Below are 22,453 nucleotides of genomic sequence, written 5' to 3' on the forward strand. Positions count from 1 at the left end.
AAACGTATTTTAGCCGTAGCATGTATTGAGACTCTAAACAGCGCAGTCGAGTTCTAACATACCTATACCGGGTTTTCAACGTTTCCTGCCCCAATTAACCGCTATCCTTCGTAGGTAAAGGACTACGCTTGACTACGAGCTATCCACGCCGGTGCGGAGACTACTTCAGAAGGTACGGTTTGCCAGTAAAAAGCCGAAAAGCGGTGACCTTCCCGTCGCTGATCGGTGACAGAATTATGCTAGAGGGGCGCTGGCTGTGAATCACAGTCTGCGCCGCAGGAACAAGCCTAGGCCGGGATTTGAACCCGGGCTCTCGTCCTTACCAAGGACGCGCTTTACCTCTAAGCTACCCAGGCGCGTACTTCGTTGTTGACTCGAGTCGTCTTTATGGGTTTCGATTCCTCCCGGTTGTGAGTCGGTCTGCCGTAGTGCGGTTGGCCCCGCTCGAGGTCGTGTCAGGGATCCGTTGCGGACGTCGCCCGGTCGGTCGTGTGGTCCTCGAGGGAACGATCGGAGATCGGAGCGTCCGGGCCGTCGAAACACTCCTCGACGGGTGGGAACGACGTCCCGACCTGGGTGGCGATATCGTCAGCGACCGAGAGCAGGCGGGGCGGCGGCGCTTCGCCGGCCGCAGCGGCTCCGGTTCGAACCGCGAGTTCGAGGACGTCGCGCTCGAGGTTGGCGTCGAGTTCGGCGGCCCGTTCGACGCGGTCGTCGGCGTTCGGGTTCGGGCTCGGGTTCGCGTCCGTGTCCACATCGCCATCGTCGGCCCTCTCGCCGAGGAGATCCTCCCGGCGAGTCTGATCTCGACCGAACGACTGGACGGTTCGGACTGCCGTGTTGGCGGCTTCGGTTCGAGATAGCAGGTAGAAGCCGCGAGCGACGAGGATGTCCGCAGCCAGAATCTCGAGGTCGGCTTCGGTGTCGGCGTCCGTCTCGGTCTCCTGGCCCCCGATCGGAGTGGTCCACGGTTCATCGTGTGCCAGCGCCCGCGTGAGTCGCAACCCTTCGTAGATGAGCTGGACACCGGCCGCGTGGGTGACGATACCGTCGAAATCGTCCGCATCGACCGTCGGTGCGTCCGACTGCTCGAGCGGGGGTTGTCCGTTCGTACTGGCGGCGCTTGCGTTTGCCTTTGCCTTTGCGTTTGCGGTGGCGTTCGCGTTCGCCTCAGTGGTAACCGCAGCGGCACTCTCGAGGGCGAGCACGCCCGGCACCATCGACGCCTCGTCGAGGACGGACTCGACCAGGGCGTGCAACCGCGGCGGTTCGACGTCCGCGACGGCCTCGAAAGCGGCACGCCGACAGTTGTCGGCCGTTTCCATTGGGGGACCCTTACGAGGGAGCAGGCAAAGACCTTTGGAAACGCCGGATCGACTGGACGGCGTGATAGACGTCACCGTAGCCGCCGCGGGCGATGCCACGTCCGACGGCGACGCGATCCGCGACGGCACCGCCTCGCCGATCCGGACGATCACCCTCGACCGGCCGAACGCACGTAACGCCCTGACTATCGATGGCCTCGAGGCCCTCGAGACCGCGATCGACGACGCCGAGGAGCCGGTGATCTACCTCCGTGGGGCCGGGCCCGCCTTCTGTGCCGGTGCGGACCTCGAGGCCGTGAGCAATCTGGACGGCGATCCGGAGCAGGCCGAAGCGTTCGCCCGCCTGGGCCAGCGCGTTGCCCGGACGATCGCCGACTCCTCGTCCGTCGTCGTCGCCGGAATCGACGGTCCGGCGGTCGGCGGCGGGCTGGAACTGGCCCTGGCCTGTGACGTACGCGTCGGGACGCCGGACTCGAGTTACGGCGAACCGGGCGTGAGCTTCGGGCTGTTCGGGGCCTGGGGCGGAACCGTCCGACTGCCCCGGATCGTCGGGGAAGGGCCCGCCCTCGAGTTGGGGCTGACGGGCCGGACGATCGACGCCGACGAGGCGCTCCGCATGGGACTCATTTCGCGGATCGAGGACGACCCGCGGACGGTCGCCGAGGAGATCGCGGGGAACGCCGACGACGCACTGTGCGTCCTGAAACGCCGGCTGCGGGACGACCGCGAACGCGCGACTCAAGAGCGACGGGAAGCCGAGGCCTTCGGGCGGCTCGTGAACGCCCACGCCGACGACGTCGAGAGCGTTCTCGAGTGACGAGTGACGAGTGACGAGACCCATAAGTAATCCAAGGTCTTTTTGTCGGTGCGACGAGAGCGGAAACGCATGCCCGATTCGACGTTCCTTCCCGGCGACGAGGTCGACCTCCGGCCGATCGAGGAAGACGACCTGGACTATCTGCGCGACACGATCAACGATCCCGAGGTCTGGCGGCCGATCGGCGGCTCCCGTCCGATCAACCGGCAACAGGAACAGGAGTTCTTCGACGACGTGGTCTGTGGTGACAACGGCGTCCACCTGCTGATCACCGCCGACGGCTCACCGGTCGGGACGATCGGCCTCCGCGAGATCGACTGGGAGGCCAGCTGCGGCGAGATCGGCTACTGGATCGATCCGGACGAGCACGGGCAGGGGTACGGCACCGAGGCGACCGAACTGATGGTCGCGTACGCCTTCGACCAACTGGGCCTCCACCGGATCGAGGCCCACGTGTTCGAGTTCAACGAGGCCTCGCAGCGACTCCTCGAGTCGATCGGGTTCGTCCACGAGGGGACGAGCCGGGAGTCCCAGTTCATCGACGGCGAGTACCAGGATACGTACTGGTACGGATTGCTCGAGGAGGAGTGGCGGGACTGAGCTAGTTCGACGACTCCGGCGCGGGCGGCACCGATCGTTTGTGCTCGCTGCGTTCGTACATCTCCCGGACCTGCTCGACCGTCTCCCGATCGACCTCGAGTTCACGGGCCGTCGCGGCGACCGACAACGGGCCGTCGACGTGGGTCGCGAGGATCGAGTCGAGGGTATCGTAGCTGATCCCCAGTTCCTCCTCGTCGGTCTGGTCGGCCCACAGCTCCGCCGTCGCGGTCTTGGCCGCGAGGTCCTCGGGGACGCCGACGTGGCGCGCGAGCTGGCGGACCTGGGCCTTGTAGAGGTTGCCGATCGGGTGGCAGTCGACCGCGCCGTCGCCGTACTTCGTGAAGTAGCCGACGGCGGCTTCGCTGCGGTTCCCGGTCCCCAGGACGAGGCGGTTCTCGTGGTTGGCGACGAGGTAGTTCAGGACCGCACGTACGCGGGCACGGGCGTTCCCGACGGCGACGTGATCCCCCTCGGCGTCGGGGTAAGCCGACAGCAGCGAGTCGACGATCGGTTCGATCTCGATGACGTCGTAACTGATCTCGAGATCGGTGGCGACCCGTTCGGCGTCGCTCATGTTCTCGTCGCCGCTGACGCGGGCCGGGAGCACGAGCCCGTGGACGTTTTCCGGGCCGAGAGCCTCGACGGCGAGGTAGGCGGTGAGTGTGCTGTCGATCCCACCAGAGAGCCCGAGAACGGCTCCGTCCGCACCCGCTGCGTCGACTCGATCGGCGATGAACGCAGTGATGTGGTCGCGACGACGGTTCAACTCCGACTCCGAGAACCGAATGTCGATCATTCGATTCATATTACGGCTCGAGGTGCCAAATATCCTCCCCCTACAGCGGAGAGCCTGTACGAACGGCCAGTTTCAAGAAGGCCGAGAGAGCGCTACGTTGAAGTGGGATCGGCTGCAAGTCGAGGATACGCTCGCTTGAGCGAACGAAGCGAGCGACGTGCGCCGGTGGTGAGACGGACGGCGTCCGTCGAAGTACGGCGCGCAAACGAACGAAGTGAGTGCAGTGCGCCGGTGGTCTAGTGGTAGGACATGAGCTTCCCAAGCTCATAGCCCGGGTTCAATTCCCGGCCGGCGCATTTCCTGCGAACGTCAGTGAGCAGTGAAATCACCGGCGGGAATTGAGGGAGACGAGTCCCAGCCCGCACAACGGAGTGAGCAGGGACGTCTCGGCGTGGTTCAATTCCCGGCCGGCGCATTCCTTCGGACGATCGACGACCAGTCGAGGGTCCATCCCGACGAGACCGACAGCGACGGAACCGGAGCTCGCCGTGTGGTGTGATCAGTGACCCGTTGATAGCTGTCGACCGAACTGTTCGTGAGCCGTCAGTTTTCGGCCGTATCGTGGCCCGATTCCCCGTGCCACACGGCGTTCGATTGAAAAGCCTTAATACTATCAGCCGGATACGTTGGGATGCGAGCCCGGGTGGTGTAGTGGCCCATCATACAACCCTGTCACGGTCGTGACGCGGGTTCAAATCCCGCCTCGGGCGTTCTTCCGATCTCAATTTTCGACAGTCGGTGCTGTCGCAGTTCTCGAAGATTCGACGACAGTAGCAGCAGTAGCTGCTCGAGCGACGGAGTTTCCGATCGAGGGTCGACGGGCCCTGGGCCGTTCCCGACAGTGACCGCGAGCGGATCGACCCGGCAGCTCGAGAGCACGGACCGCCGTCGCCGACCGACCGGGAACAGGTTCGGGTTCCGGCGACCGTCGAAGCGGAGCCTCGAACAGGATCCGATCCCGGCGGGGGCGACGTGATTCCATCCCACGACGGGCCGAGAACAAAACCCTTAATACTGTCACCGGGAAAGAGAGGGATGCGAGCCCGGGTGGTGTAGTGGCCCATCATACAACCCTGTCACGGTTGTGACGCGGGTTCAAATCCCGCCTCGGGCGTTCTTCCGATCTCAGTTCTCGAGAGCGACTGCTTCCCTTCGATACCCGACGACGGAGACTCGAGAGCGACGGCTCCGTTCGGTCGACTCGAGACGGTAGTGGCCTCGAGGTGACCACCGACGGATCGTCCCCGGTACAACCCTCAATTTTCGACAGTCGGTGCTGTCGCAGTTCCGTGTCATCACATATCATCCACCAATGTAAGAGCAAATATTATTGCTACAGAGACACAGTCAAGAAGGCCATCAGACTTAATGAATTCATCTGATATTCCGGATTTATGGAACGTCGAGACGACGGGAGCGACGGGGTGTCGGTCCGGGGCGTGTACGACGCGCTCCGGGGGCGATACCTCTTCAAGATCGGTGCGGCGATTCTCGTACTGACGGTCGTACTGCTCGGTGCCAGTTACGTCACGTTCGCAGAGATCCAGGCGAGCGTCGAGAGCGACGCCGAAGAGACGATGCTGAACGCTGCCGATCGGGAGGCCGAGGGGATCGACGAGTTCCTCGGCGCCCGCAACGACGACGCGGCCCGGATCTCGGGGACAGTCGACCGATTGGACGGCGACAACGAGGGCGCGATCCGCGACGAGTTACTGGGGAACCTCGAGATGCTCCCCGACGACGTTCACTCGATACACTACTACGACCTCGAGGCGGACGCGATCGCGGTCAGTACCCACGCCAACCGGGAGGGCCAGCGGGTGGCCGAGTCCGACCGGCCGTGGGCGGTCGGTCCCGACGCGTTCGCCGGCACCCACGCGGTCCGCTCGTTCGAGCCCTACGAGACGGACGACGGGGTTCGGATGGGCTTTGCCAGTCCCGTCGCCGGCGAGTCGAGCCACGTGATCGTCGTCACCGTCGACCTCACGGAGCGCGGTGACTTGCTGACGGCGCCCGTCGAGGGCGGTCTCATCGAAGTCGTCTCGACGGAGACGGGCCAGGTTGCCCTCGGCGGGGACGCCGACGCGATCCTCGAGCAGTACCGGTTGCTCGACGACCTCGAGCACCTCGAGAACGGGGGCGTCGAGTCCCGTGTCGACGCGGTCGAACTCGAGGATGGGAACGGTAACACGGCGTCGGGCTACGACATCGATGACGACCGCGCAGTCGTCGCCACCGTCCCGGTCGACGAGAAGCCGTGGGCCGTAACCGTCGTCGCCCCCTATGGAACCGTTTTCGACACCGTCGGTGACGTCACCCGGAGCCTGCTGCTGTTGATCGGACTCTCCGTCGGAGGCTTCGTCGTCGTCGGAGCCGTCATCAGCCGGGATATCAACGACTCTCTCGAGGAGATGACCGGCTACGCCGAGGAGATCGAGGAGGGCAACCTCGAGGTGTCGATCGACGAGTCCCGGGTCGACGAGTTCGGACAGTTGGCCTCGCTGTTCGCCCGAATCCGGGACACCATGCGGGAGCAACTGGAAGACGTCGAACAGCAGGCCCGGGAAGCCGAGCGGGAACGGGAGCGGGCCCAGGAGGCGAAGGCCGAGGCTGAACGGGCCCAGGCCGACGCCCAGCAGGCCAAAGCCGAAGCCGAGGAACTCAGCCGGCACCTGGAGGAGAAGGCCCAGGAGTACAGCGAGGCGATCGAGGCGGCGGCGGACGGCGACCTGACCCGACGGCTCGACACCGAGAGCCGAAGCGGGGCGATGACCGACATCGGACGGGCGCTGAACGGCATGCTGACCGACGTCGAACAACTGGTCGTCCGCATCCAGCGCGTGGCCGCACGGATCGACGAACAGAGCGACGAGGTGACAGCCTCGACCGAGGAGATCGAGGCCTCGAGCACCGAGGTCGCGGAGAGCATCGAGGAGATTTCGGTCGGCGCGGACAGACAGAGCGAGCAACTCGCCACCGCGGCGACCGAGATGTGCGACCTCTCGGCGACGGTCGAGGAGATCGCCTCCTCGTCGGACGCCGTCGCCGACCAGGTCGCACAGGCCGCCGAGTGGGGCCAGGACGGCCAGGAAGCCGCCGGGGAGACCGTCGAGACGATGGACGGGATCGAGAAGAAAGCCACGGACACGGTCGAGAAGGTCGAGTCGCTCCGGGACGAGGTCGAACGGATCGGCGAAATCGTCGACCTGATCGACGACATCGCCGCGGAGACGAACCTGCTGGCGCTCAACGCCTCGATCGAGGCCGCGGCCGCGGGGAGCGAGGGCGACGGCTTCGCCGTCGTCGCCGACGAAGTCAAGTCGCTGGCCGAGGAGACCGCCGAGGCGACCCAGGAGGTCGAACGACTCGTCGAGACGGTCGAGGAATCGACGGAGTCGGTCGCGGACGACGTCTTCGAGATGCAGGCGGGGATCGAGGACGGGCGGACGACGATCGACGAGACCGTCGACACCCTCGAGCGGATCGTCGACGCCGTCGAAGACGCGAACGCGAGCGTCCAGTCGATCAACGAGGCGACGGACGACCAGGCGACGTCGACACAGGAGGTCGCCTCCATGGTCGACGACGTGACGGCGGTCAGCGAACGGACCGCCGACGAGGCGACGAACGTCTCCGCCGCGGCGGAGGAACAGACGAGCGCGATCCAGGGGATCACCGAGAACGCCGAGTCGCTGTCCGGCCGCGCGGACGAACTGCAGACGCTGGTCGGTCGGTTCGAGACCTCCGAGACGGACGATCCCCGTGCGGGAACGGACGCAAGCGACGGAGAGGAAGACGACGGCGACGGAGAGGCGACCGACCTCGTGGCGCTCAGCGACCAATAACGGTTCACAGTAGTCCGTCGGACGCGGAGTCGAACCCCTCGAGTCGACGCACGAACTGACGACTGCTCCGACCGTTCCTAATAACAACGTATTTCCGATCGAACGGATATCTCACGGTAGCTGATTCCGGATCGCCGTCCGCCGATGACTGTGGGCGCCGTCGGTCCCCACGCCGACGACCGCGATCCGTCGGAACACGCAGACCCATGACCGACCGCATCACCGTCCTCGTCGTCGACAACGAACCCGGCTTCGCGGAACTGGCCTGTGAGATGCTCGAGCGCGAACGCGAGGCGATCGACGCGGAACCGGCCACGAGCCCGGACGAAGCACTCGAGCGACTCGACGCCCCCGGCGACCCGCCGGTCGACTGTATCGTCAGCGATTACGAGATGCCCGGAACGACCGGCCTCGAGTTGCTCGAGCGCGTCCGTGAGGACGACCCCGATCTCCCGTTCATCCTCTTTACCGGCAAGGGATCGGAAGCGGTCGCGAGCGAGGCGATCGACGCGGGCGTGAGCCAGTACCTCAGGAAAGAGACGGGCAGCGAGCAGTACGCCGTGCTGGCGAACGAGGTGGTCAACGCCGTCGAACAGTACCGGACCGAGAACGAACTCCGGGCGAACGAGCGGCGGTACCAGCGGACGGTGACCACCCTCCACGAGACGACACGGGAGTTGATGCGCGCCGAGAGCAAGGCGGAGATCTACCGGACGGCCGTCGACACCGCCCGCGACGTCCTCGAGGCCGCGACCGTCGCGGCGTACGCCTTCGAGCCGACCGACGGGGCGCTCGAGTTAGTGGCGTCGACTGGGGAGTGTCCGGCGGGCGGTGCAGGAACGGGAGCGCCTGCGGGTGCCGATGTCGGGGCCGCTGCCGGCACCGGATCTCATTCGGGCCGTGGTCCCGGACCCGGACCCGGATCCGGACCGGAACCCGGAGGCGGACGCGAGTCGACGGCGAACTCGGGCGTGGACGCGGAACGCCCACAAAGTGAGGAACGGGGCACCGATACGACGCTCGAGCCGACGGCCGACCGCCCCGTCGACCGCTTCGAACGCGGTGAGGGGGCGATCTGGGACGCCTTCTCCGAAGGGGAGAGCGCGACCCTCGAGGGGAGAGGGCCCGCGGACGCGATCACCGTCGGAACGGAAGCGGACGCGACGCCCGCGCCGACGGCCCCCGGCCGCAGCGAGTTGATCGTCCCCCTGGGAACCCACGGCGTCCTGGTCGCCGGTACCGACCGCGAGGACGGGTTCGACGGGACGATGACGGAACTGTTGCACGTGCTGTCGGCGAACGCCGAGGCCGCCCTGGACCGGGCCGAACGCGAGGAACTGCTCCGCGAGCGCGACCGGACGCTCACCAGACAGAACGAGGAGCTGACCCGGCTCAACCACACTAACGAGATCGTCCGCGAGATCAACCACGGGATCGCCCGCGCCTCGACCCGCGAGGAGATCGAGACGACGGTCTGCGAACGGCTCGCCGACACGGACCGCTACCGTTTCGCCTGGATCGCGACCACCGACGACCCGCCCGAACCGACCGCGTGGGCGGGCGTCGACGCGACCTACGTGGACCGGCTCCGGGACGACGGCGAGCGCGCGCCCGAGCGCGAGTTGGTTCGCGAGGCCCTCGAGCACGAGCGCGTCAGCGTCGTCGGAAACGTCCTCGAGGCCGACGGCTGGGACCGACGCCGGAAGGAGGCGCTCACCCACGGCTTCCAGACGGTGCTCGCCGTGCCCCTCGTCGGGGAGGAACGCCATCACGGGGCCCTGGTCGTCCACGTCGGCGGCGTCGACTCGATCGGCGACCGCGAACGGGCAGTGTTGTCCGAACTGGGCGAGACGATCGGCCACGCGATCCGCTCGGTCGAGCGAACGCGGGCGATGCTCGACGACGGCCGTCTCGAACTCGAACTCGAGTGTCGCGACGAGCGGCTGCTGTTCAACCGGCTGTCGGCGCGGGTCGGCCGAGCGACCCTCGAGGGGATCGTCGACCGAAGCGAGGACGAGGCCGTGGGTTTCGTCAGCGTCCCCGAGGACGCCGACGTCGACGCCCTCGAGGACGAGTCCGCCTCGGTCGAGTCGATCACGACGGTCTCGGCCGGCGACGACGAGCGGCTGCTCGAGGTGACGACCGAGCCGACGCCGTTTCTCGACGTCGTCCGGCGCTACGACGTCCGTGTGCGGACGATGACCGGCGACGACGGCACGTCGACGGTCGTCCTCGAGGTGCCACAACGTGTCGATGCGCGCGAACTTGTGGAGGCGATCCGCACGGAGTACCCAGAGACGGAGCTGAGCGCCCGCCGGGAGACCAACGCCGTTCCCTCGGCCCGCCAGCTCGACACCCATCTGGAGGAGCGGCTCACCGCCAAGCAACTCGAGGCCCTGCAGGCCGCTCATTACGGCGGCTTCTTCGAGTGGCCCCGAGAGAGTACGGGCGAAGACCTCGCGGCAGCGCTTGACGTCTCGGCGCCGACCTACCACTACCACCTGCGGGCTGCGGAACGGAAGCTTGCCGCGCTCGCGTTCGATGGACTCTAAATAATTAGTACCAGTCAGAACGGACTACTAAACAGTTAGAGATCATATTTAAACCCCGTCGTTCCATACGTTTAGGTGGCGATCTGCGATACGCTGTCGCCACCCCCAATCCCCCAATCCCCACCCCCATTTTCGTTCCGCGACGTAACCCTACCAGTGTCGCGTATCGGTGAGAACAGGTCCCGAACGCCGACCGGCAGCATACGCTTTCCTGGACGTCATTGCCGGCCGGACCGCGAACGCCTGCGGTCCGGCCAGGGAATCGGTACAGCAGACCGTATCAGTTCGACTCGACGCGGTCGTCCCACTCGATCCACTCCTGCTCCCAGCCGGTGCGAGACGCCGCGCGGCGGCGCGCGCGTTCGCGGTCCTCACGGGCCATCCGGTTGCGTTCGACCGCGCCGGACTGTTCCCCATCCACGAGTAGCGGATCGAAGGAGACGACGCCGAACTCCCGGTCCACTCCATTCGGGGAGATCGAAACGAGCCGCTGGCGTCGGGACCCCCGCGGAAAGACGAGCCGGCCGTCCGGGGCGAGTTGCTCGAGCAGCGCCCGCGGCGCGTCGACAGCCGCCGCCTCGACGAGGATTCGGTCGAACGGGGCGTACTCAGGGAGCCCCTCAGCGCCGTCACGGCGATCGACGAGGACACCGCCGTAGCCCGCGCGTTCGAGGTTAGTCCGGGCCTCGGCGACAAGCGGGCGCGCGATGTCGACGGCGTGGACGTCCGTCTCGTCGACGAGTTCGGCGGCGACGGCGGCCGTGTAGCCGACGCCGGCCCCGACGATCAGGACGCTGTCGTCGTCCTCGATCGCCAGCGCCTCGAAGAGGCGAGCAACGATGCTGGGCGGGAGGACCCGCGTCCCGAGGATCTCGTGTTCGCGGTCGGCGTAGGCCGTCCGCTCGTCGTCGACGAACTCGTGGCGCGGGACGTCACGCATGGCGACGGCGACGTCCTCGTCCGCGAGGACACCCTTGGCCGGCGACTCGAGGCCGTCGACCATGTCCTCTCGCAGTACCGCGGGGTCCATGTCTAGTCGGGCTACCCGTCGAGACGTAATCAATGGCGCGCTTGCTCGGATAGGTCACCCCCGCATCCGGACGAAGCGGACGCCGCCGTGTTCCGTCCGCTCGAGGCTCCCGTCGGGCCGTTTGGTCGCTTTCACGAGCGTCTGGAAACCGGTGCCGACGGGCGCGAGCAGCCGACCGCCGGGACGGACCTGGTCGACGACCGGGTCCGGCAGCTCCGGGGTCGCACAGGTGAAGTAGGCGGCGTCGTAGGGGGCGTACTCGGGCCAGCCGTTCCGGCCGTCGCCCGTCCGGACCGAGACCTCGCCGTAGCCGGTGCGCTCGAGTCGCTCGCGGGCCTGCTCGGCCAGGTTCTCGCCGTACTCGACGCTGTAGACGTTTTCCGCGCCGACGAGTTCCGCGGTGACGGCCGCGTGGTAGCCACAGCCGGTGCCGATCTCGAGGACCTCGTCCCCCCGCTCGAGGTCGAGTTTATCGGCCATGATCGCGACCATGTGCGGGGCGCTGATCGTCTGGTCGTCCCCGATCGGCAGCGGCCGGTCCCGGTAGGCGCCGTCGCGGCGGTCGGGCGGGACGAACTCGTGGCGGGGTACGGCCTCGAGGGCCTCGAGGACTCGATCGTCGTCGACCCGGGAGGCGACGGTCCGGACCATCCGCTGGCGGGCGGCCTCGTACTCGCCGTCGTCGACGCCCCCGTCGTCGGAACCGAAACGATCGAACATGGCCGAACGTACGCGGCGGTGGGCAATAGCCTATGGGACGCGACTGCTTGCAAACCGTACTCGAGCAGGTACTGACGAACGCCGACCGGCGGGGAAAACGAGTGAAGCCGAATCGAACGGAAAACCGACGCTGGGCTCGGTTCGGTTCGGTTCGGTTCAGTTACCAGGCCGACCAGGCGCTGGTCTGTTCGTCGTAGGCGTAGACGCGCTTGGCGTCTTTCGCGAGTACCGTATCGCCCTCGATCTCGTAACGGTCCCGGTCGTAGCCCGAGGCGTCGCCGCGGACGACGAACGCGTCGATCTCGAACTCGTCGTCGCCGAAACTCTCGACCTCGCCGACCTCGAACTCGTAGTCACCCGGCACACGGACCGTGATCGAGCGACTGTCGTCCCTCGAGCCGTCCTGGGGGTGGATCGTCACGTTGACCGCGACGTTGTCGACTTCACGGGTCCAGACGGTCTCGATCTCCTCGGCCGGGGCCTCCTCGACGCGCTTGTGGCCCTCGAGTTCGACGCTGGTCACCCGCACCGTCGAGAGGACCTCCTCGGTCTCGAGGATGAACTCGTCGCCGACCTCGACGGTCTCCTCTTCGGGCGTCGTGACGTTCGCCGTGAAGGACTCGCCTTCCTGGGAGACGACGACGTCGAGAGTCACTTCGGACGGTCGTTCGGGCTGTACCTTGTGGACGTGATCGCACTCGCTGCAGCGGACGGTGACGGTCCCGCCCCCCTCGGTCGCGGTGAGGACCTCGTGGACTGTCTCGAGGTCCGGCGAACAGGAGGGACAGGGCGTCGGCACCCGATCCGGCAGCTCCGATGAATCGCTCATAACACCTCGTAGCGGCCACGTACCTAAAAGGCGATTGGACCTGGCCCGGCAGGCGGTCGGCGCTCAGGCGGCGGGGACGACTGGAGCCGGTAGGAGACGCACGGGCGACGACGCGTGGCCCCGGCCGACTACGCGGTCGCCGCCGTTCGGCCCTCGTTCCACCTGTAGCCCTCCGGCGTTTCCCGTAGCGTGCCGTCCTCGGCCCAGCGCTCGACGACCTGTCGCAACCCGTCCCGGTACGTGGGGTACGCCGGCTCCCACCCGGTGGCGTCGCGGAACCGGTCGTTCGTCGTCGGCATCGGCTCCGTCAGCAAGGCGGTCGTTTCTCCGCCGAGAACCGGACGCGCCAGCCAGGCCGGGAGGCGGCGCGGCGGCGGCGCGCCGAGTTCGTCGGCGAGTTCCGTTAGTACGTGAGAGAAGTTTTGGGGCTGGAGTGAGATGGTTGATGAACAGTGAGCAGCGATCGTCGAAAGGACGTTGTTCGACATCTTTCCGATGAGGATCTTGATCGACTTCTGACCGAGGCGGACGATCCGAAGGTCGTCCGCCGCCTTACCTTCGTGAAGAATCTCTATGAAGGAGATACGCTTGAGGAGGCAGCAAACCGGGTGGGGAAATCTGAATCAACCGGAAGCCGGTGGGCACAGCGCTGGAATGAGGGCGGACTCGGTCAACTGACGCCGAACTTCGGGGACGGACGTCCCCCGAAGCTCGGCGAAGATGAACAAGAAGAACTTCTCGAACTCCTGCGTGAGGGCCAACCGTGGAAACAACAAGAGATACAGCATCTCCTCAACGAGGAATTCGACGTTGAGTACCATCCAGATTATCTGAGTACGTTCCTCCGTGAACTAGGGCTTTCGTACTCAATCCCACGAACAAAGCGCCCATCACGGCCTGACGATGCTGAAGAGATCCTCGACGAGCGCCTTGATGAGGCGCTCGCCGAGGACGACAACCAGCCACACAACAAACAGGAAGCCGACGAAGACGGTGGCTGGGAACTTGACGACGATATTTGTACAGATGGGGGTACTGTCGTTGGGTTCTTCGACGCCTCACATCCCCAACCGTGGGATAATTCGCGTCGGATGTGGTACGTCGATAACCCGCACATTGAGCGACCGCTGGTTCGAATCGATGAACCAGCGGTCGGCTTCTATGCACTCAACGGCGAGAGCATCGTCTCATTCCCGGAAGATCAGACGAAAGAACGAATCTGCGACTGTCTCGAAAGGATACGCGAGCAGAATCCCGGCAAGCGGATTCTGCTCGTCTTGGACAATCTCTTCTCGCACACGTGCGAATACACGCGTAAGCGAGCGTCCCAACTCGGTATCGATCTCGTATTCTTGCCGGTTGGATCGCCAGACCTCAACCCAATCGAATCGGTCTGGAAGAGTTTGAAGTGGGAAATATCTCCGCTAATCGTCGAGAGCGCGGAAGAGTTCCGCGCTCTCGTCAGTACTGTCTTCGAGAGATTGACTGCTCGTGTGAGCTTCGCTGGCAACTGGATCAAGCAGTTCCTCGACTTGCAAAAGTTATCTTGAGTACTAGAGGAACTCGCCGAACGTCGTCGGGCGATCGTCGACGACGTGGTAGAGGCCGCCGACTTCGGTCTCGATCGCCTCAGCGAAGGCATGGGCCGCGTCCTCGGCGTGCAGGAACGACAGCCTCGCGTCTTCCCGCCCGAGCAACCCACGACCGAGGATCGGGAGCCGTCCCGCGAGAACCGACCGCCCGAACTGACGCGTGTGGGCGGAGTCGGGTGCGTAGAAGAAGCCACAGCGCAGGATCGCGGCCTCGAACCCGAACGCCGACCGACGCTCCCGAAGGAAGTCCTCGACGGCCGCCGCCGACCGAGTCGTCCGATCCGGGCTTCGCTTCGCCGACTCGTCGAACGGCGAGCCGTCCGGTTGGCGAGCGACCCAGACGACGCTCGGGAAGAGGACGCGGTCGACGCCCTCCCCGGCGACTCCGACGAGGTTTCGGATGCCGTCGACCCGGACCCGATCGTTGCGTTCCCAGTCGGCCTCGCTCGGCCTGGTAGCCGTCGGAATCGACGTAGCCGCGTGAACGAGCACCTCGACGTTCGGGACCGCCCGTTCGAGCGAACGGCGGTCCAGGACATCACCACGACGCGGGATCCCGCCACGCGACTCGACCCGATCGGCTCCCTCGTCGTCGCGGACGAGGCCGTAGACGTCGTGACCACGGTCGGCGAGTCGCTCGACGAGGCGGGTCCCGAGGACGCCGGTCGCACCGGTAACGAATACGCGCATCTCGGTCGTCTAGTCGCGCCCCACACGGGAGTCGTTACTGCGGCAGCAGTATCGGACATTTAACTCAGCGGCCCGAATGGGTCGTCCGTATGAAGCGGGTGCGCCTCACGCTCGACGCCGGGGGACGGGAGGCGGAGATCCATCCGATGTACGATCTCCTCGTAAACGCCCCGTACGTCGAACGGGCGACGGCGATGCACTGGAACTACTCGGGGGACGAACTCGGGATCATGCACTACGTCGAGGGCGACGCGACCGAGTTCCGGTCGGACGTCGAACGCGTTCCGGAGGTCATCGACTACGACCTCACGGTCGGCGGCGGGGACGACTTCTACGTCTACATCCGGGACACGACGAACGAACCGGTTCGCGAACTGCTCGACCTGCTCGAGCGGAGCCCGGTCGTCGCGATCCCCCCGGTCGAGTATCGGGCCGACGGGACCGTGTCGTACTCCGTTTTCGGCCCTTCCGCGGAGATAACGGGTATCATCGACCGGATCCCCGACTCGATCGAGGTGGTCGTCGAGGAGATCGGCGGCCTCGCGGGCGTACCGGGGGAACTCGACTCCACGCTGAGCGACCGGCAACGCGAGGCGATCGAGGCGGCGTTCGAACTCGGCTACTACGAGATACCGCGCGAAGCGGATCACGAGGACGTGGCTCGAGCGCTCGACTGTGCGCCCAGTACGGCCGCCGAACACCTCCAGAAAGCCGAGTCGAAGCTCCTCCGGTCCGTGTTACGGTCCTGACTGCGAGACGGTGGGGGTACCGGGACACCCTCGACCGCGGCGTTCCGGCAAGCGTCGGTAGACGCTCGAAGGGGTCGACCTTACGCCTCGGGCAGTTCGATCTCCTCGCCGTCGGCGTAGACGGTCGGGCCCCGGAGAATGCCGTCGAGGTGAATCGGCGCTTCGGTCTCGCCGCCGATACTCGCGTTGTCGCCGATAGCGATGTGAACCGTCCCCGCCGCCTTCTCGTCGAGCAGGACCGACCCGACGAGGTCAGTGACGCCGACGTTCGTCCCGATCCCGAGTTCGGCGAGGTTGTACGCCGCGTCACCGACCTCCTCGGAGGCCGCCTCGACCTGCGAGCGGATCTCGTCGTCCGAGATCTCCGTGACGAGGCCGTCATCGACCTCGAACTCGAGTCGATGGCCGTCCTCGAGCAGCCCGTGTGGGCGCATCGTCCCGTCGACGACGTAGGTGCCGTCGGCCGATTCGGGGCTGATGAACACCTCCCCAGCGGGGAGGTTCGAGAACGAGCCCGATTCGCTCACGTCGCCGGTGTCGTCGTACCACTCGCGATCGCCGACCGCGAAGGTGATATCGGTGCCGAGGTCGGTCGTCACGCGGATCTCGTCGGCGTCGGCGACGCGCTCGAGGGTGCGTTCACACTCCGCGGCGATGCGATCGTAGTCGGCGTCGAGGCCCGTGACGAACACCTCCTCGGTGATCCCGGGCAGCGTCGAGCCGCGGGCCCCCTCGGCGGTCGCGTCGGACCGGGCACGGGTGTGGCTCAGGCTCTTCGTGGTCGGCGCGAGGAAGGCGTCGGCCCCGCTGAGCGCGGCAGCGACGGGTGCCGGCGGTTCGGCCCCGTGTTGCTCGCCCGGCGGATAGCGGACGATCGTCGCGTCGTCGGTAATCTCGCGTGCGACCTCGTAGAGCGCCTCGCCGATCGGCTCTCGCTCGTCGTCGGTGACGACGACACAGGATTCCTCGGCCTCGAGTTCGAGGCACTGATGAACGGCAGTCTCCGCGGCAGTTCGGAGTTCGGACATGTTCCTACGTCCGGCCGTAGCGCCGATAGGTCTTGCCTTCTCCCGTCCGGCCGACCCTCGGTCGGCGGCGGTCGCGAGCCCGTTAGGAGTCGGCGGCGGCCTCGAGGACCTCGACCCCGACCAGCCCCTGGCCCGTGAGCGCACGGACGTAGGCCCCGCCGGCGACCGAGACGTGGGAGAAGTCCTCCTCCTCGAGGTCGTACATCGGGATCGCTCGCGAGGTGTCGCCGCCGCCGATCACCGAGAAGCAGTCGGTGTCGGCGATCGCAGAGAGGACCTCGACGGTCCCGTCGGCGAACCGCTCGTCCTCGAAGACGCCGAGCGCGCCCTTGACGAAGACGGCCTCCGACTCGGCGACGAGGTCGGCGTACTCGTCTGCGGTCTCGCTCCCGACGTCCAGGTACGGCGTCTCCTTCTCGATCTCCTGGACGGCGTGCTCGGCGCGCTCGCCGTCCGCATCGTAGGCGAGGTCGCTCGCGAGGTGGAGCCGATCGCCGTACTCCTCGAGGACGCGCTCGATCGTCTCCTGGTGGTCGTCCCACTGGTGGTCGAAGAACTCGGTGCCCTCGACGTCGTAGCCGACGTCGTAGCCGTCCGCACGCAGGAAGAGTTCCCCGACGATCCCGCCCAGACAGAACCGGTCGACGGTGTCGTCGACCTCCTCGATGACCGGGATGAGGTCCTCGGCCTTCGTGCCGCCGAGCACCATCGTCACCGGCCCGTCGAACTCCCGCTCCTGGATCGCCGAGTTCGCGGTGTACTCCGCCTCCATCACGCGGCCCGCGTAGGCGTCCATCACCCGCGGGAAGCCGACCAGCGAAGCGTGGGAACGGTGGGCCGCCGAGTAGGCGTCGTTGACGTAGGCGTCGAACTCGGGGGCCAGCGTCCGGACGAACTCGGTGTCGGCCTTCACGTCCGGGTCTTCCTCGGGTAGTTCCTCGTCACACATCCGGGTGTTCTCGAGGAGCAACACCTCGCCGGACTCGAGGTCGTCGATCGCTTCGAGGGCGTCCTCGCCGAACGTGTCGTCGACGAACGCGACTGCCCCGCCGAGGTGGTCAGCGAGGATGTCCGCGTGCCCCTCGAGCGAGACGAACGTATCGCGGCCCGGCCGTCCCTGGTGGGCGAGCAGGGCGACGGCGTGGTCGTCGGCGAGCAGTTCCGCGACGGTCTCGGCGTGGCGGGCGAACCGACGGTTGTCCTGGACTTCGCCGTCTTCGACCGGGGCGTTGAGGTCGAGGCGGACGAGCAGTTGCTGTCCCGATTCGAGGTCGTCGATGGTCCGGAAGGCGGATGTAGGTGTGGGCGTGGTCGTAGTCATGACTGCTGAGTACGTGGGTAATAGGTCGGCCAACGCGGTCAAATAAGACGGGGGAACGGAACCGCCGTTACTGCGGGACCGCTTCCTCGGCGTCGACGTCCGCGGAATCCGCGACGACGTGTTCAGCGAGATCGAGCATCCGGTTCGAGAAGCCGAACTCGTTGTCGTACCACGCAAGCACCTTCACGAGGCCATCCTCGAGGACCATCGACCCCTCGAGGTCGACGTACGAGGAGAACGGGAGGCCGACGATGTCGCGGGAGACGATCTCGTCGTCGGTGTAGCCGAGGACGCCGGCGAGTTCGTCGTCGGCAGCGTTGCGGATCGCCTCCTCGAGGTCGTCTTTCGTGATGTCGGCCTCGAGGTCGACGGTGAGGTCCGTGATCGAGCCGTTCGGGACGGGTACACGCATCGCCATGCCGTCGAGTTTCCCCTCGAGTTCGGGGAGGACTTCGGTGGTGGCGATCGCGGCCCCGGTGCTCGTCGGGGTGATGTTCTCGGCGGCGGCGCGGCCGCGGCGGCGCTTGCTTTTCGGTCCGTCGATGAGTTCCTGCGAGCCGGTGTAGGCGTGGACGGTCGTCAGCAGCCCCGACTCGATGCCGAACTCCTCCTCGAGGACCTTCACGACCGGCGCGATGGAGTTGGTCGTACAGGATGCGTTCGAGACGACGTCCTCCCCGTCGTACTCCTCGTGGTTGACCCCGTAGACGAACATCGGGACCTCCTTCTCGCCCTTCGGCGGGGCCGAGATGACGACCTTGTCGGCACCGGCCTCGAGGTGCTGAGCGGCGTCGTCGTAGGTCCGGAACAGGCCGGTCGCCTCGAACGCGACGTCGACGTCGTGTTCGTCCCACGGCAGTTCCGAGGGATCGCGCTCGGAGTAGAGTTGGATCTCGCGGTCACCGACCAGGAGCGTATCGCCGTCGCGGGAGACGTCCTCGAGTCGGCCGTGGACGGAATCGTACTCCAGCAGGTACTCCATGTCGTCGTCGTCCATCACGTCGTTGATAGCGACGATCTCGACGTCGTCGTCGGACAGCGACGCGCGGAGAACGTTTCGGCCGATTCGGCCGAACCCGTTGAGGCCGATACGGACCGTTCCCTCGACCTCGTTGTACGAAAGTTCACTCATATCCGAGTAGTAGGATCGCCAGCGTTATATTTGTTGCCCAGTTTAGAACCGTTATATACCGGGGGATGAGTAGTAACCAATCCAGGAAGTGTCGGCGATTGCAAGTGACTACCATCTGCCGTATATGTTCCACTAGTTTCATTTCATCGACTTTCATACTACCGTCTGGCACTCTCTCCCCCATTACTCAATTTCGAGTTAACATCTATCAATTTACTGCAAAAAGGTTATGAGCGTTGGCGGTGGAGATAGACCCGTATGTTACGGGTCGGAATCAACGGGTACGGAACCATCGGCAAACGCGTCGCGGATGCGGTCCGCAAACAGCCCGACATGGAGGTCCAGGGCGTCGGGAAACGTAGCCCGGATTACGTCGCGGTCAACGCGGACGAACGGGACTACGCCGTCTACGCCGCGGACGAAAGCCGCGCCGACGGGTTCCGTGAGATCGGCATCGACCTCGCCGGTACCGTCGACGACCTGGTCGCCGAAAGCGACGTGATCGTCGACGCGACGCCGTCCGGCATCGGTGCCGAGAACCGCCCGCTGTACGAACGCCACGAAACCCCCGCACTCTTCCAGGGCGGCGAGGACGCGACCGTCGCCGAAGTGAGTTTCAACGCTCGCGCGAACTACGAGGAAGCCGAGGACGCCGACTACGTTCGGGTCGTCTCCTGCAATACGACCGGTCTCTCCCGGTTCCTCGCCCCCCTCCACGAGAACTACGGCGTCGAAAAGGCTCGAGTGACCCTCGTTCGCCGCGGCGGCGATCCGGACCAGACCGGCCGTGGCCCGATCAACGACGCGGTTCCGGACCCGGTGTCGATTCCGTCCCACCACGGCCCGGACGTCCAGACCGTCTTCCCCGAACTCGACATCGACACGGTCGGGCTGAAGGTACCGACGACGATGATGCACGTCCACTCGGTCAACGTCACCCTCGAGGAACGGCCCGACGACGTCGAGAACGTCACGGAGCTGTACCGGAACGAGGATCGGGTCCTCACGATCCCCGACTACGCCGGCATCGACGGCGCCGGAACGCTCAAAGACCTCGCACAGGACGCCGGTCGACCGCGGGGCGACATCTGGGAGAACTGCCTCTGGGAGGAGTCACTGACCCTCCAGGGTCAGGATCTGTATTGCATGCAGGCGATCCACCAGGAGGCCGACGTCGTCCCCGAGAACGTCGACGCACTCCGCGCGCTCGAGGGCGAACTCTCGAGTGAGGAGAGCCGAGCGATCACGAACGAGACGCTCGGAATCGATCTCACACACCTCCACGACCGGACCGACCTCACGGCAGACCGACGGACGCCCGACGGATCGCTGGCGGACGACTGATACCGACCCTGTATCGATGTACCGGCGCAACCGCCGCCCGGGTCGCGGTGGCGCCGGAACGGACTTCCTGTAGTTACAGGAAGCCGTAGGAGCGTTCGGCCGGTAGTCGGCGTCCGGACCCAGCCGGCGGACGGCCGGACGGCAGTCCGCGACCGGCGCGACTCGCAGTTCGCCCCCCTCGACCACGGACCGACTCGCGTTTCGAATCGTCCCGGAGTTGTGTGACTGGTTCACGAACAGTAACCGACCGTCTGCCCGACCCGACGGAACACCCCATCGTTCGCTGACTGCTTCGATCCGGGGAAAGCTTTTGCACCTCCCTTTCTTATGACCACCCATGCGCCGAGACGACCGTGACGAACCCTTCGACGACCTCTTTCGCGAAATCGAGCGAATGATGAACGAAATGATGAACGGTGCCGATGCGAACGTCAACTTCGACTCCCCCGGTGGCCCCGGGAGCCCCGGCGACAACGGCTTCGGCACCGACACCCACGTGGACATCCACGACACCGACGACGAGATCCGCGTCGTCGCCGACCTCCCGGGGGTCGAAAAGGACAACATCGAACTCGAGTGCGACGGCAAGACCCTGACTATCTCCGCCAGCAGCGAGCACCGCGAGTACGACGAACGTGTCTCCTTGCCCCGCCGCGTCAACGAACACACCGCCTCCGCTACGTACAACAACGGCGTTCTCGAGGTCATCTTCGAGCCCGCCGAGAAGTCCTCGGGTATTAGCCTGGAGTAACGCGAACGTCGCGGTCGTGGTCGTGTCGCGAACCGACCCCTAGTCGCCCGGACGCAACGCTTTCCTCGGACCGGTTCCGGAACTAACTCGCCCCCCAGACGGTTTACTGGAGTCCGTTCCGGCGCAACCGCCGCCCGGGTCGCGGTTGCGGCGGTCCCTCGGGACAGGGACCCGTATCAGTCCGGGCTTCCGCCGTCCCCCGCCGTCGCCCGGATCGCACCCGCGAGCCGATCGTAGAAGTCGGCCTCGTACTTCGTCGCCTCGTCGATCGTCGGCCGGGCGTTCGTCTCGTTGACCACCAGTCGCCCGTCGGCCTCGAGCAGATCCACGCCGACGAACGGGATCTCGAGTTCGGCGGCGACCGATTCGGCCAGCGCCCGGTGTTCGTCGGGGAGGTCGACGCCCGTCGCCTCCGCACCCCGGTGGACGTTGTGTTTCCACCGACCCTCCGTGACGGCTTCCTCGGGGAGCCGGCGTTCGACCGCGCCGACGTACTCGCCCTCGAGGACCATCACGCGGTAGTCGGTCGCCTCGGGGAGGTACTCCTGGACGAGAAAGGAGCGGTCCCCGGTCGCCCGGTAGTCGTGGACCAGCGAGAGGTAGTCACAGATCCCCAGGAACGAATCGAGGTCGGACGCCTTCGCGACGCCGACGCCCCTGGTCGTCGAGTTCGGCTTGACCACGACGGGAGGCTCGAACCGCTCGAAAACCTCGGCGAGGATCGTTTCGTCGACGTCGTTCGAGACGTACACCGAGTCCGGGACCGGGAGGCCGGCCCGCTCGAGACGGGCAAGCACCTCGGCCTTGTTCCGGGACGTGAGGACGGTTTCGTGGTCGTTGAGCCACGGGACCTCGAGAAAGGCGTCGGCGACACCGCCCTCCATCAGCCGACCGGGGTAGACGAAACCGGCGTCGTACTCGTCGGCCTCCCAGGGCGGGTCAGTCAGGTCCACGACGCGCCCGCTCGCGGGCACGTGGTGGACCGCGATTCCGCGTTCCGCCAGGGGGTCGCGCATCCGCCGGAACGTTTCCTGGTCGTTGGCGACCGCGAGATCGATCATACGCTCGAGTCGGGACCGGGCGGGCAAAAAGCTGGCTCGCAACGAAGCCGGTCGGTCTACGGCTCGATGGCCGGGAGTGCGACTCGAGCAGACGCGAGAGTCGCACGATCATCCCGCGAGGTACGAGAGAGCGAAGCTCTCTCGAGATTTTGCCGAGTGCGGTCGCGAAGCGACCGTACGTGGTTCGAGACGCCGAAGGCGTCTCGTCATCAAGCGAGACCGGCGGTCTCGCGGACATCGCGCATCTGTGATTCGCTCAGTCACGGAAGAC

19 protein-coding genes and 4 tRNA genes are annotated in these 22,453 nt (G+C 66.0%); 11 read left to right on the forward strand and 12 right to left on the reverse strand.

The genetic code is table 11. The annotated features are described in order from the left end of the window. Nucleotides 1-284 precede the first annotated feature (284 nt). Nucleotides 285-356: transfer RNA gene (locus tag CHINAEXTREME_RS03135), tRNA-Thr, on the reverse strand. Between the two features lie 99 nt (nucleotides 357-455). Then, on the reverse strand, nucleotides 456-1,325 hold the full coding sequence (locus CHINAEXTREME_RS03140; RefSeq protein WP_007141012.1) for a DUF7114 family protein: 870 nt from the start codon (nucleotides 1,323-1,325) through the stop codon (nucleotides 456-458). A gap of 115 nt (nucleotides 1,326-1,440) precedes the next feature. Between CHINAEXTREME_RS03140 and CHINAEXTREME_RS03145 the strand changes: the two genes are divergently transcribed. Together CHINAEXTREME_RS03145 and CHINAEXTREME_RS03150 are read left to right on the forward strand one after the other, a co-directional pair. Continuing rightward, entirely contained in the window at nucleotides 1,441-2,142 is a 702-nt protein-coding gene (locus tag CHINAEXTREME_RS03145) for an enoyl-CoA hydratase/isomerase family protein (RefSeq protein ID WP_029601443.1), read from the forward strand. Between the two features lie 69 nt (nucleotides 2,143-2,211). Continuing rightward, nucleotides 2,212-2,742: a GNAT family N-acetyltransferase gene (locus CHINAEXTREME_RS03150; protein WP_007141014.1), complete on the forward strand. Its 531-nt coding sequence runs from the start codon at nucleotides 2,212-2,214 to the stop codon at nucleotides 2,740-2,742. Between the two features lies 1 nt (nucleotide 2,743). Here the strand turns inward: CHINAEXTREME_RS03150 and CHINAEXTREME_RS03155 are convergent, their stop codons facing one another. Further along, complete coding sequence (locus CHINAEXTREME_RS03155; protein WP_007141015.1) at nucleotides 2,744-3,538, reverse strand: NAD+ synthase; 795 nt, start codon at nucleotides 3,536-3,538, stop codon at nucleotides 2,744-2,746. Nucleotides 3,539-3,763: 225 nt separating this feature from the next. Between CHINAEXTREME_RS03155 and CHINAEXTREME_RS03160 the strand changes: the two genes are divergently transcribed. From CHINAEXTREME_RS03160 to CHINAEXTREME_RS03180, 5 genes are all read left to right on the forward strand, one after another. Further along, nucleotides 3,764-3,834 (forward strand) — tRNA-Gly (locus CHINAEXTREME_RS03160). A 341-nt stretch (nucleotides 3,835-4,175) separates the two neighbouring features. Beyond that, nucleotides 4,176-4,248 (forward strand) — tRNA-Asp (locus tag CHINAEXTREME_RS03165). Between the two features lie 331 nt (nucleotides 4,249-4,579). Further along, nucleotides 4,580-4,652, forward strand: a tRNA-Asp gene (locus CHINAEXTREME_RS03170). 280 nt (nucleotides 4,653-4,932) lie between these two features. Next, nucleotides 4,933-7,383, forward strand: a complete 2,451-nt coding sequence (locus CHINAEXTREME_RS03175; protein WP_007141016.1) for a methyl-accepting chemotaxis protein — start codon at nucleotides 4,933-4,935, stop codon at nucleotides 7,381-7,383. A gap of 206 nt (nucleotides 7,384-7,589) precedes the next feature. Then, the gene (locus tag CHINAEXTREME_RS03180) at nucleotides 7,590-9,935 is read left to right on the forward strand and encodes a bacterio-opsin activator domain-containing protein (protein ID WP_007141017.1); all 2,346 of its coding nucleotides are present in this window, start codon (nucleotides 7,590-7,592) and stop codon (nucleotides 9,933-9,935) included. Nucleotides 9,936-10,215: 280 nt separating this feature from the next. Here the strand turns inward: CHINAEXTREME_RS03180 and CHINAEXTREME_RS03185 are convergent, their stop codons facing one another. The 4 genes from CHINAEXTREME_RS03185 to CHINAEXTREME_RS22125 form a co-directional block, all read right to left on the reverse strand. Continuing rightward, nucleotides 10,216-10,965 (reverse strand): protein-L-isoaspartate O-methyltransferase family protein, encoded by a 750-nt coding sequence (locus tag CHINAEXTREME_RS03185; RefSeq protein WP_007141018.1) that lies wholly within the window; start codon nucleotides 10,963-10,965, stop codon nucleotides 10,216-10,218. 54 nt (nucleotides 10,966-11,019) lie between these two features. After that, nucleotides 11,020-11,685: a protein-L-isoaspartate(D-aspartate) O-methyltransferase gene (locus CHINAEXTREME_RS03190; RefSeq protein WP_007141019.1), complete on the reverse strand. Its 666-nt coding sequence runs from the start codon at nucleotides 11,683-11,685 to the stop codon at nucleotides 11,020-11,022. A gap of 160 nt (nucleotides 11,686-11,845) precedes the next feature. After that, nucleotides 11,846-12,514: an HVO_0476 family zinc finger protein gene (locus CHINAEXTREME_RS03195; RefSeq protein ID WP_007141020.1), complete on the reverse strand. Its 669-nt coding sequence runs from the start codon at nucleotides 12,512-12,514 to the stop codon at nucleotides 11,846-11,848. Between the two features lie 128 nt (nucleotides 12,515-12,642). After that, complete coding sequence (locus tag CHINAEXTREME_RS22125; RefSeq protein WP_049918406.1) at nucleotides 12,643-13,002, reverse strand: NAD-dependent epimerase/dehydratase family protein; 360 nt, start codon at nucleotides 13,000-13,002, stop codon at nucleotides 12,643-12,645. Here CHINAEXTREME_RS22125 and CHINAEXTREME_RS03200 point away from each other — a divergent pair. Then, complete coding sequence (locus CHINAEXTREME_RS03200; protein WP_029601817.1) at nucleotides 12,967-14,064, forward strand: IS630 family transposase; 1,098 nt, start codon at nucleotides 12,967-12,969, stop codon at nucleotides 14,062-14,064. The genes CHINAEXTREME_RS22125 and CHINAEXTREME_RS03200 overlap by 36 nt on opposite strands. Nucleotides 14,065-14,067: 3 nt before the next feature. On the opposite strand, the gene CHINAEXTREME_RS03205 is transcribed toward CHINAEXTREME_RS03200, so the two are convergent. After that, a complete protein-coding gene (locus CHINAEXTREME_RS03205; RefSeq protein ID WP_007141022.1) occupies nucleotides 14,068-14,796 on the reverse strand; it encodes an NAD-dependent epimerase/dehydratase family protein in 729 nt (242 codons plus the stop codon). Nucleotides 14,797-14,885: 89 nt separating this feature from the next. Between CHINAEXTREME_RS03205 and CHINAEXTREME_RS03210 the strand changes: the two genes are divergently transcribed. Beyond that, nucleotides 14,886-15,545, forward strand: coding sequence for a helix-turn-helix domain-containing protein (locus tag CHINAEXTREME_RS03210; RefSeq protein ID WP_007141023.1), 660 nt, complete (start codon nucleotides 14,886-14,888; stop codon nucleotides 15,543-15,545). 80 nt (nucleotides 15,546-15,625) lie between these two features. Here the strand turns inward: CHINAEXTREME_RS03210 and CHINAEXTREME_RS03215 are convergent, their stop codons facing one another. The 3 genes from CHINAEXTREME_RS03215 to gap all read right to left on the reverse strand — a co-directional run bounded on the left by CHINAEXTREME_RS03215 (nucleotide 15,626) and on the right by gap (nucleotide 19,026). After that, on the reverse strand, nucleotides 15,626-16,573 hold the full coding sequence (locus CHINAEXTREME_RS03215) for an aminopeptidase (RefSeq protein ID WP_007141024.1): 948 nt from the start codon (nucleotides 16,571-16,573) through the stop codon (nucleotides 15,626-15,628). 82 nt (nucleotides 16,574-16,655) lie between these two features. Beyond that, entirely contained in the window at nucleotides 16,656-17,894 is a 1,239-nt protein-coding gene (locus CHINAEXTREME_RS03220; RefSeq protein WP_007141025.1) for a phosphoglycerate kinase, read from the reverse strand. Between the two features lie 67 nt (nucleotides 17,895-17,961). Then, complete coding sequence (gene gap, locus CHINAEXTREME_RS03225; protein WP_007141026.1) at nucleotides 17,962-19,026, reverse strand: type I glyceraldehyde-3-phosphate dehydrogenase; 1,065 nt, start codon at nucleotides 19,024-19,026, stop codon at nucleotides 17,962-17,964. A 258-nt stretch (nucleotides 19,027-19,284) separates the two neighbouring features. On the opposite strand from gap, the gene CHINAEXTREME_RS03230 reads away from it, so the two are divergent. Beyond that, nucleotides 19,285-20,370, forward strand: a complete 1,086-nt coding sequence (locus CHINAEXTREME_RS03230) for a type II glyceraldehyde-3-phosphate dehydrogenase (protein ID WP_007141027.1) — start codon at nucleotides 19,285-19,287, stop codon at nucleotides 20,368-20,370. Between the two features lie 337 nt (nucleotides 20,371-20,707). Then, nucleotides 20,708-21,121 (forward strand): Hsp20/alpha crystallin family protein, encoded by a 414-nt coding sequence (locus CHINAEXTREME_RS03235; protein ID WP_007141028.1) that lies wholly within the window; start codon nucleotides 20,708-20,710, stop codon nucleotides 21,119-21,121. 176 nt (nucleotides 21,122-21,297) lie between these two features. Here CHINAEXTREME_RS03235 and CHINAEXTREME_RS03240 read toward each other — a convergent pair whose 3' ends face one another. Beyond that, nucleotides 21,298-22,182 (reverse strand): ATP-grasp domain-containing protein, encoded by an 885-nt coding sequence (locus CHINAEXTREME_RS03240; protein WP_007141029.1) that lies wholly within the window; start codon nucleotides 22,180-22,182, stop codon nucleotides 21,298-21,300. Between the last annotated feature and the right edge of the window lie 271 nt (nucleotides 22,183-22,453).

It is taken from the genome of Halobiforma lacisalsi AJ5, from assembly GCF_000226975.2.
Taxonomy (GTDB): domain Archaea; phylum Halobacteriota; class Halobacteria; order Halobacteriales; family Natrialbaceae; genus Natronobacterium; species Natronobacterium lacisalsi.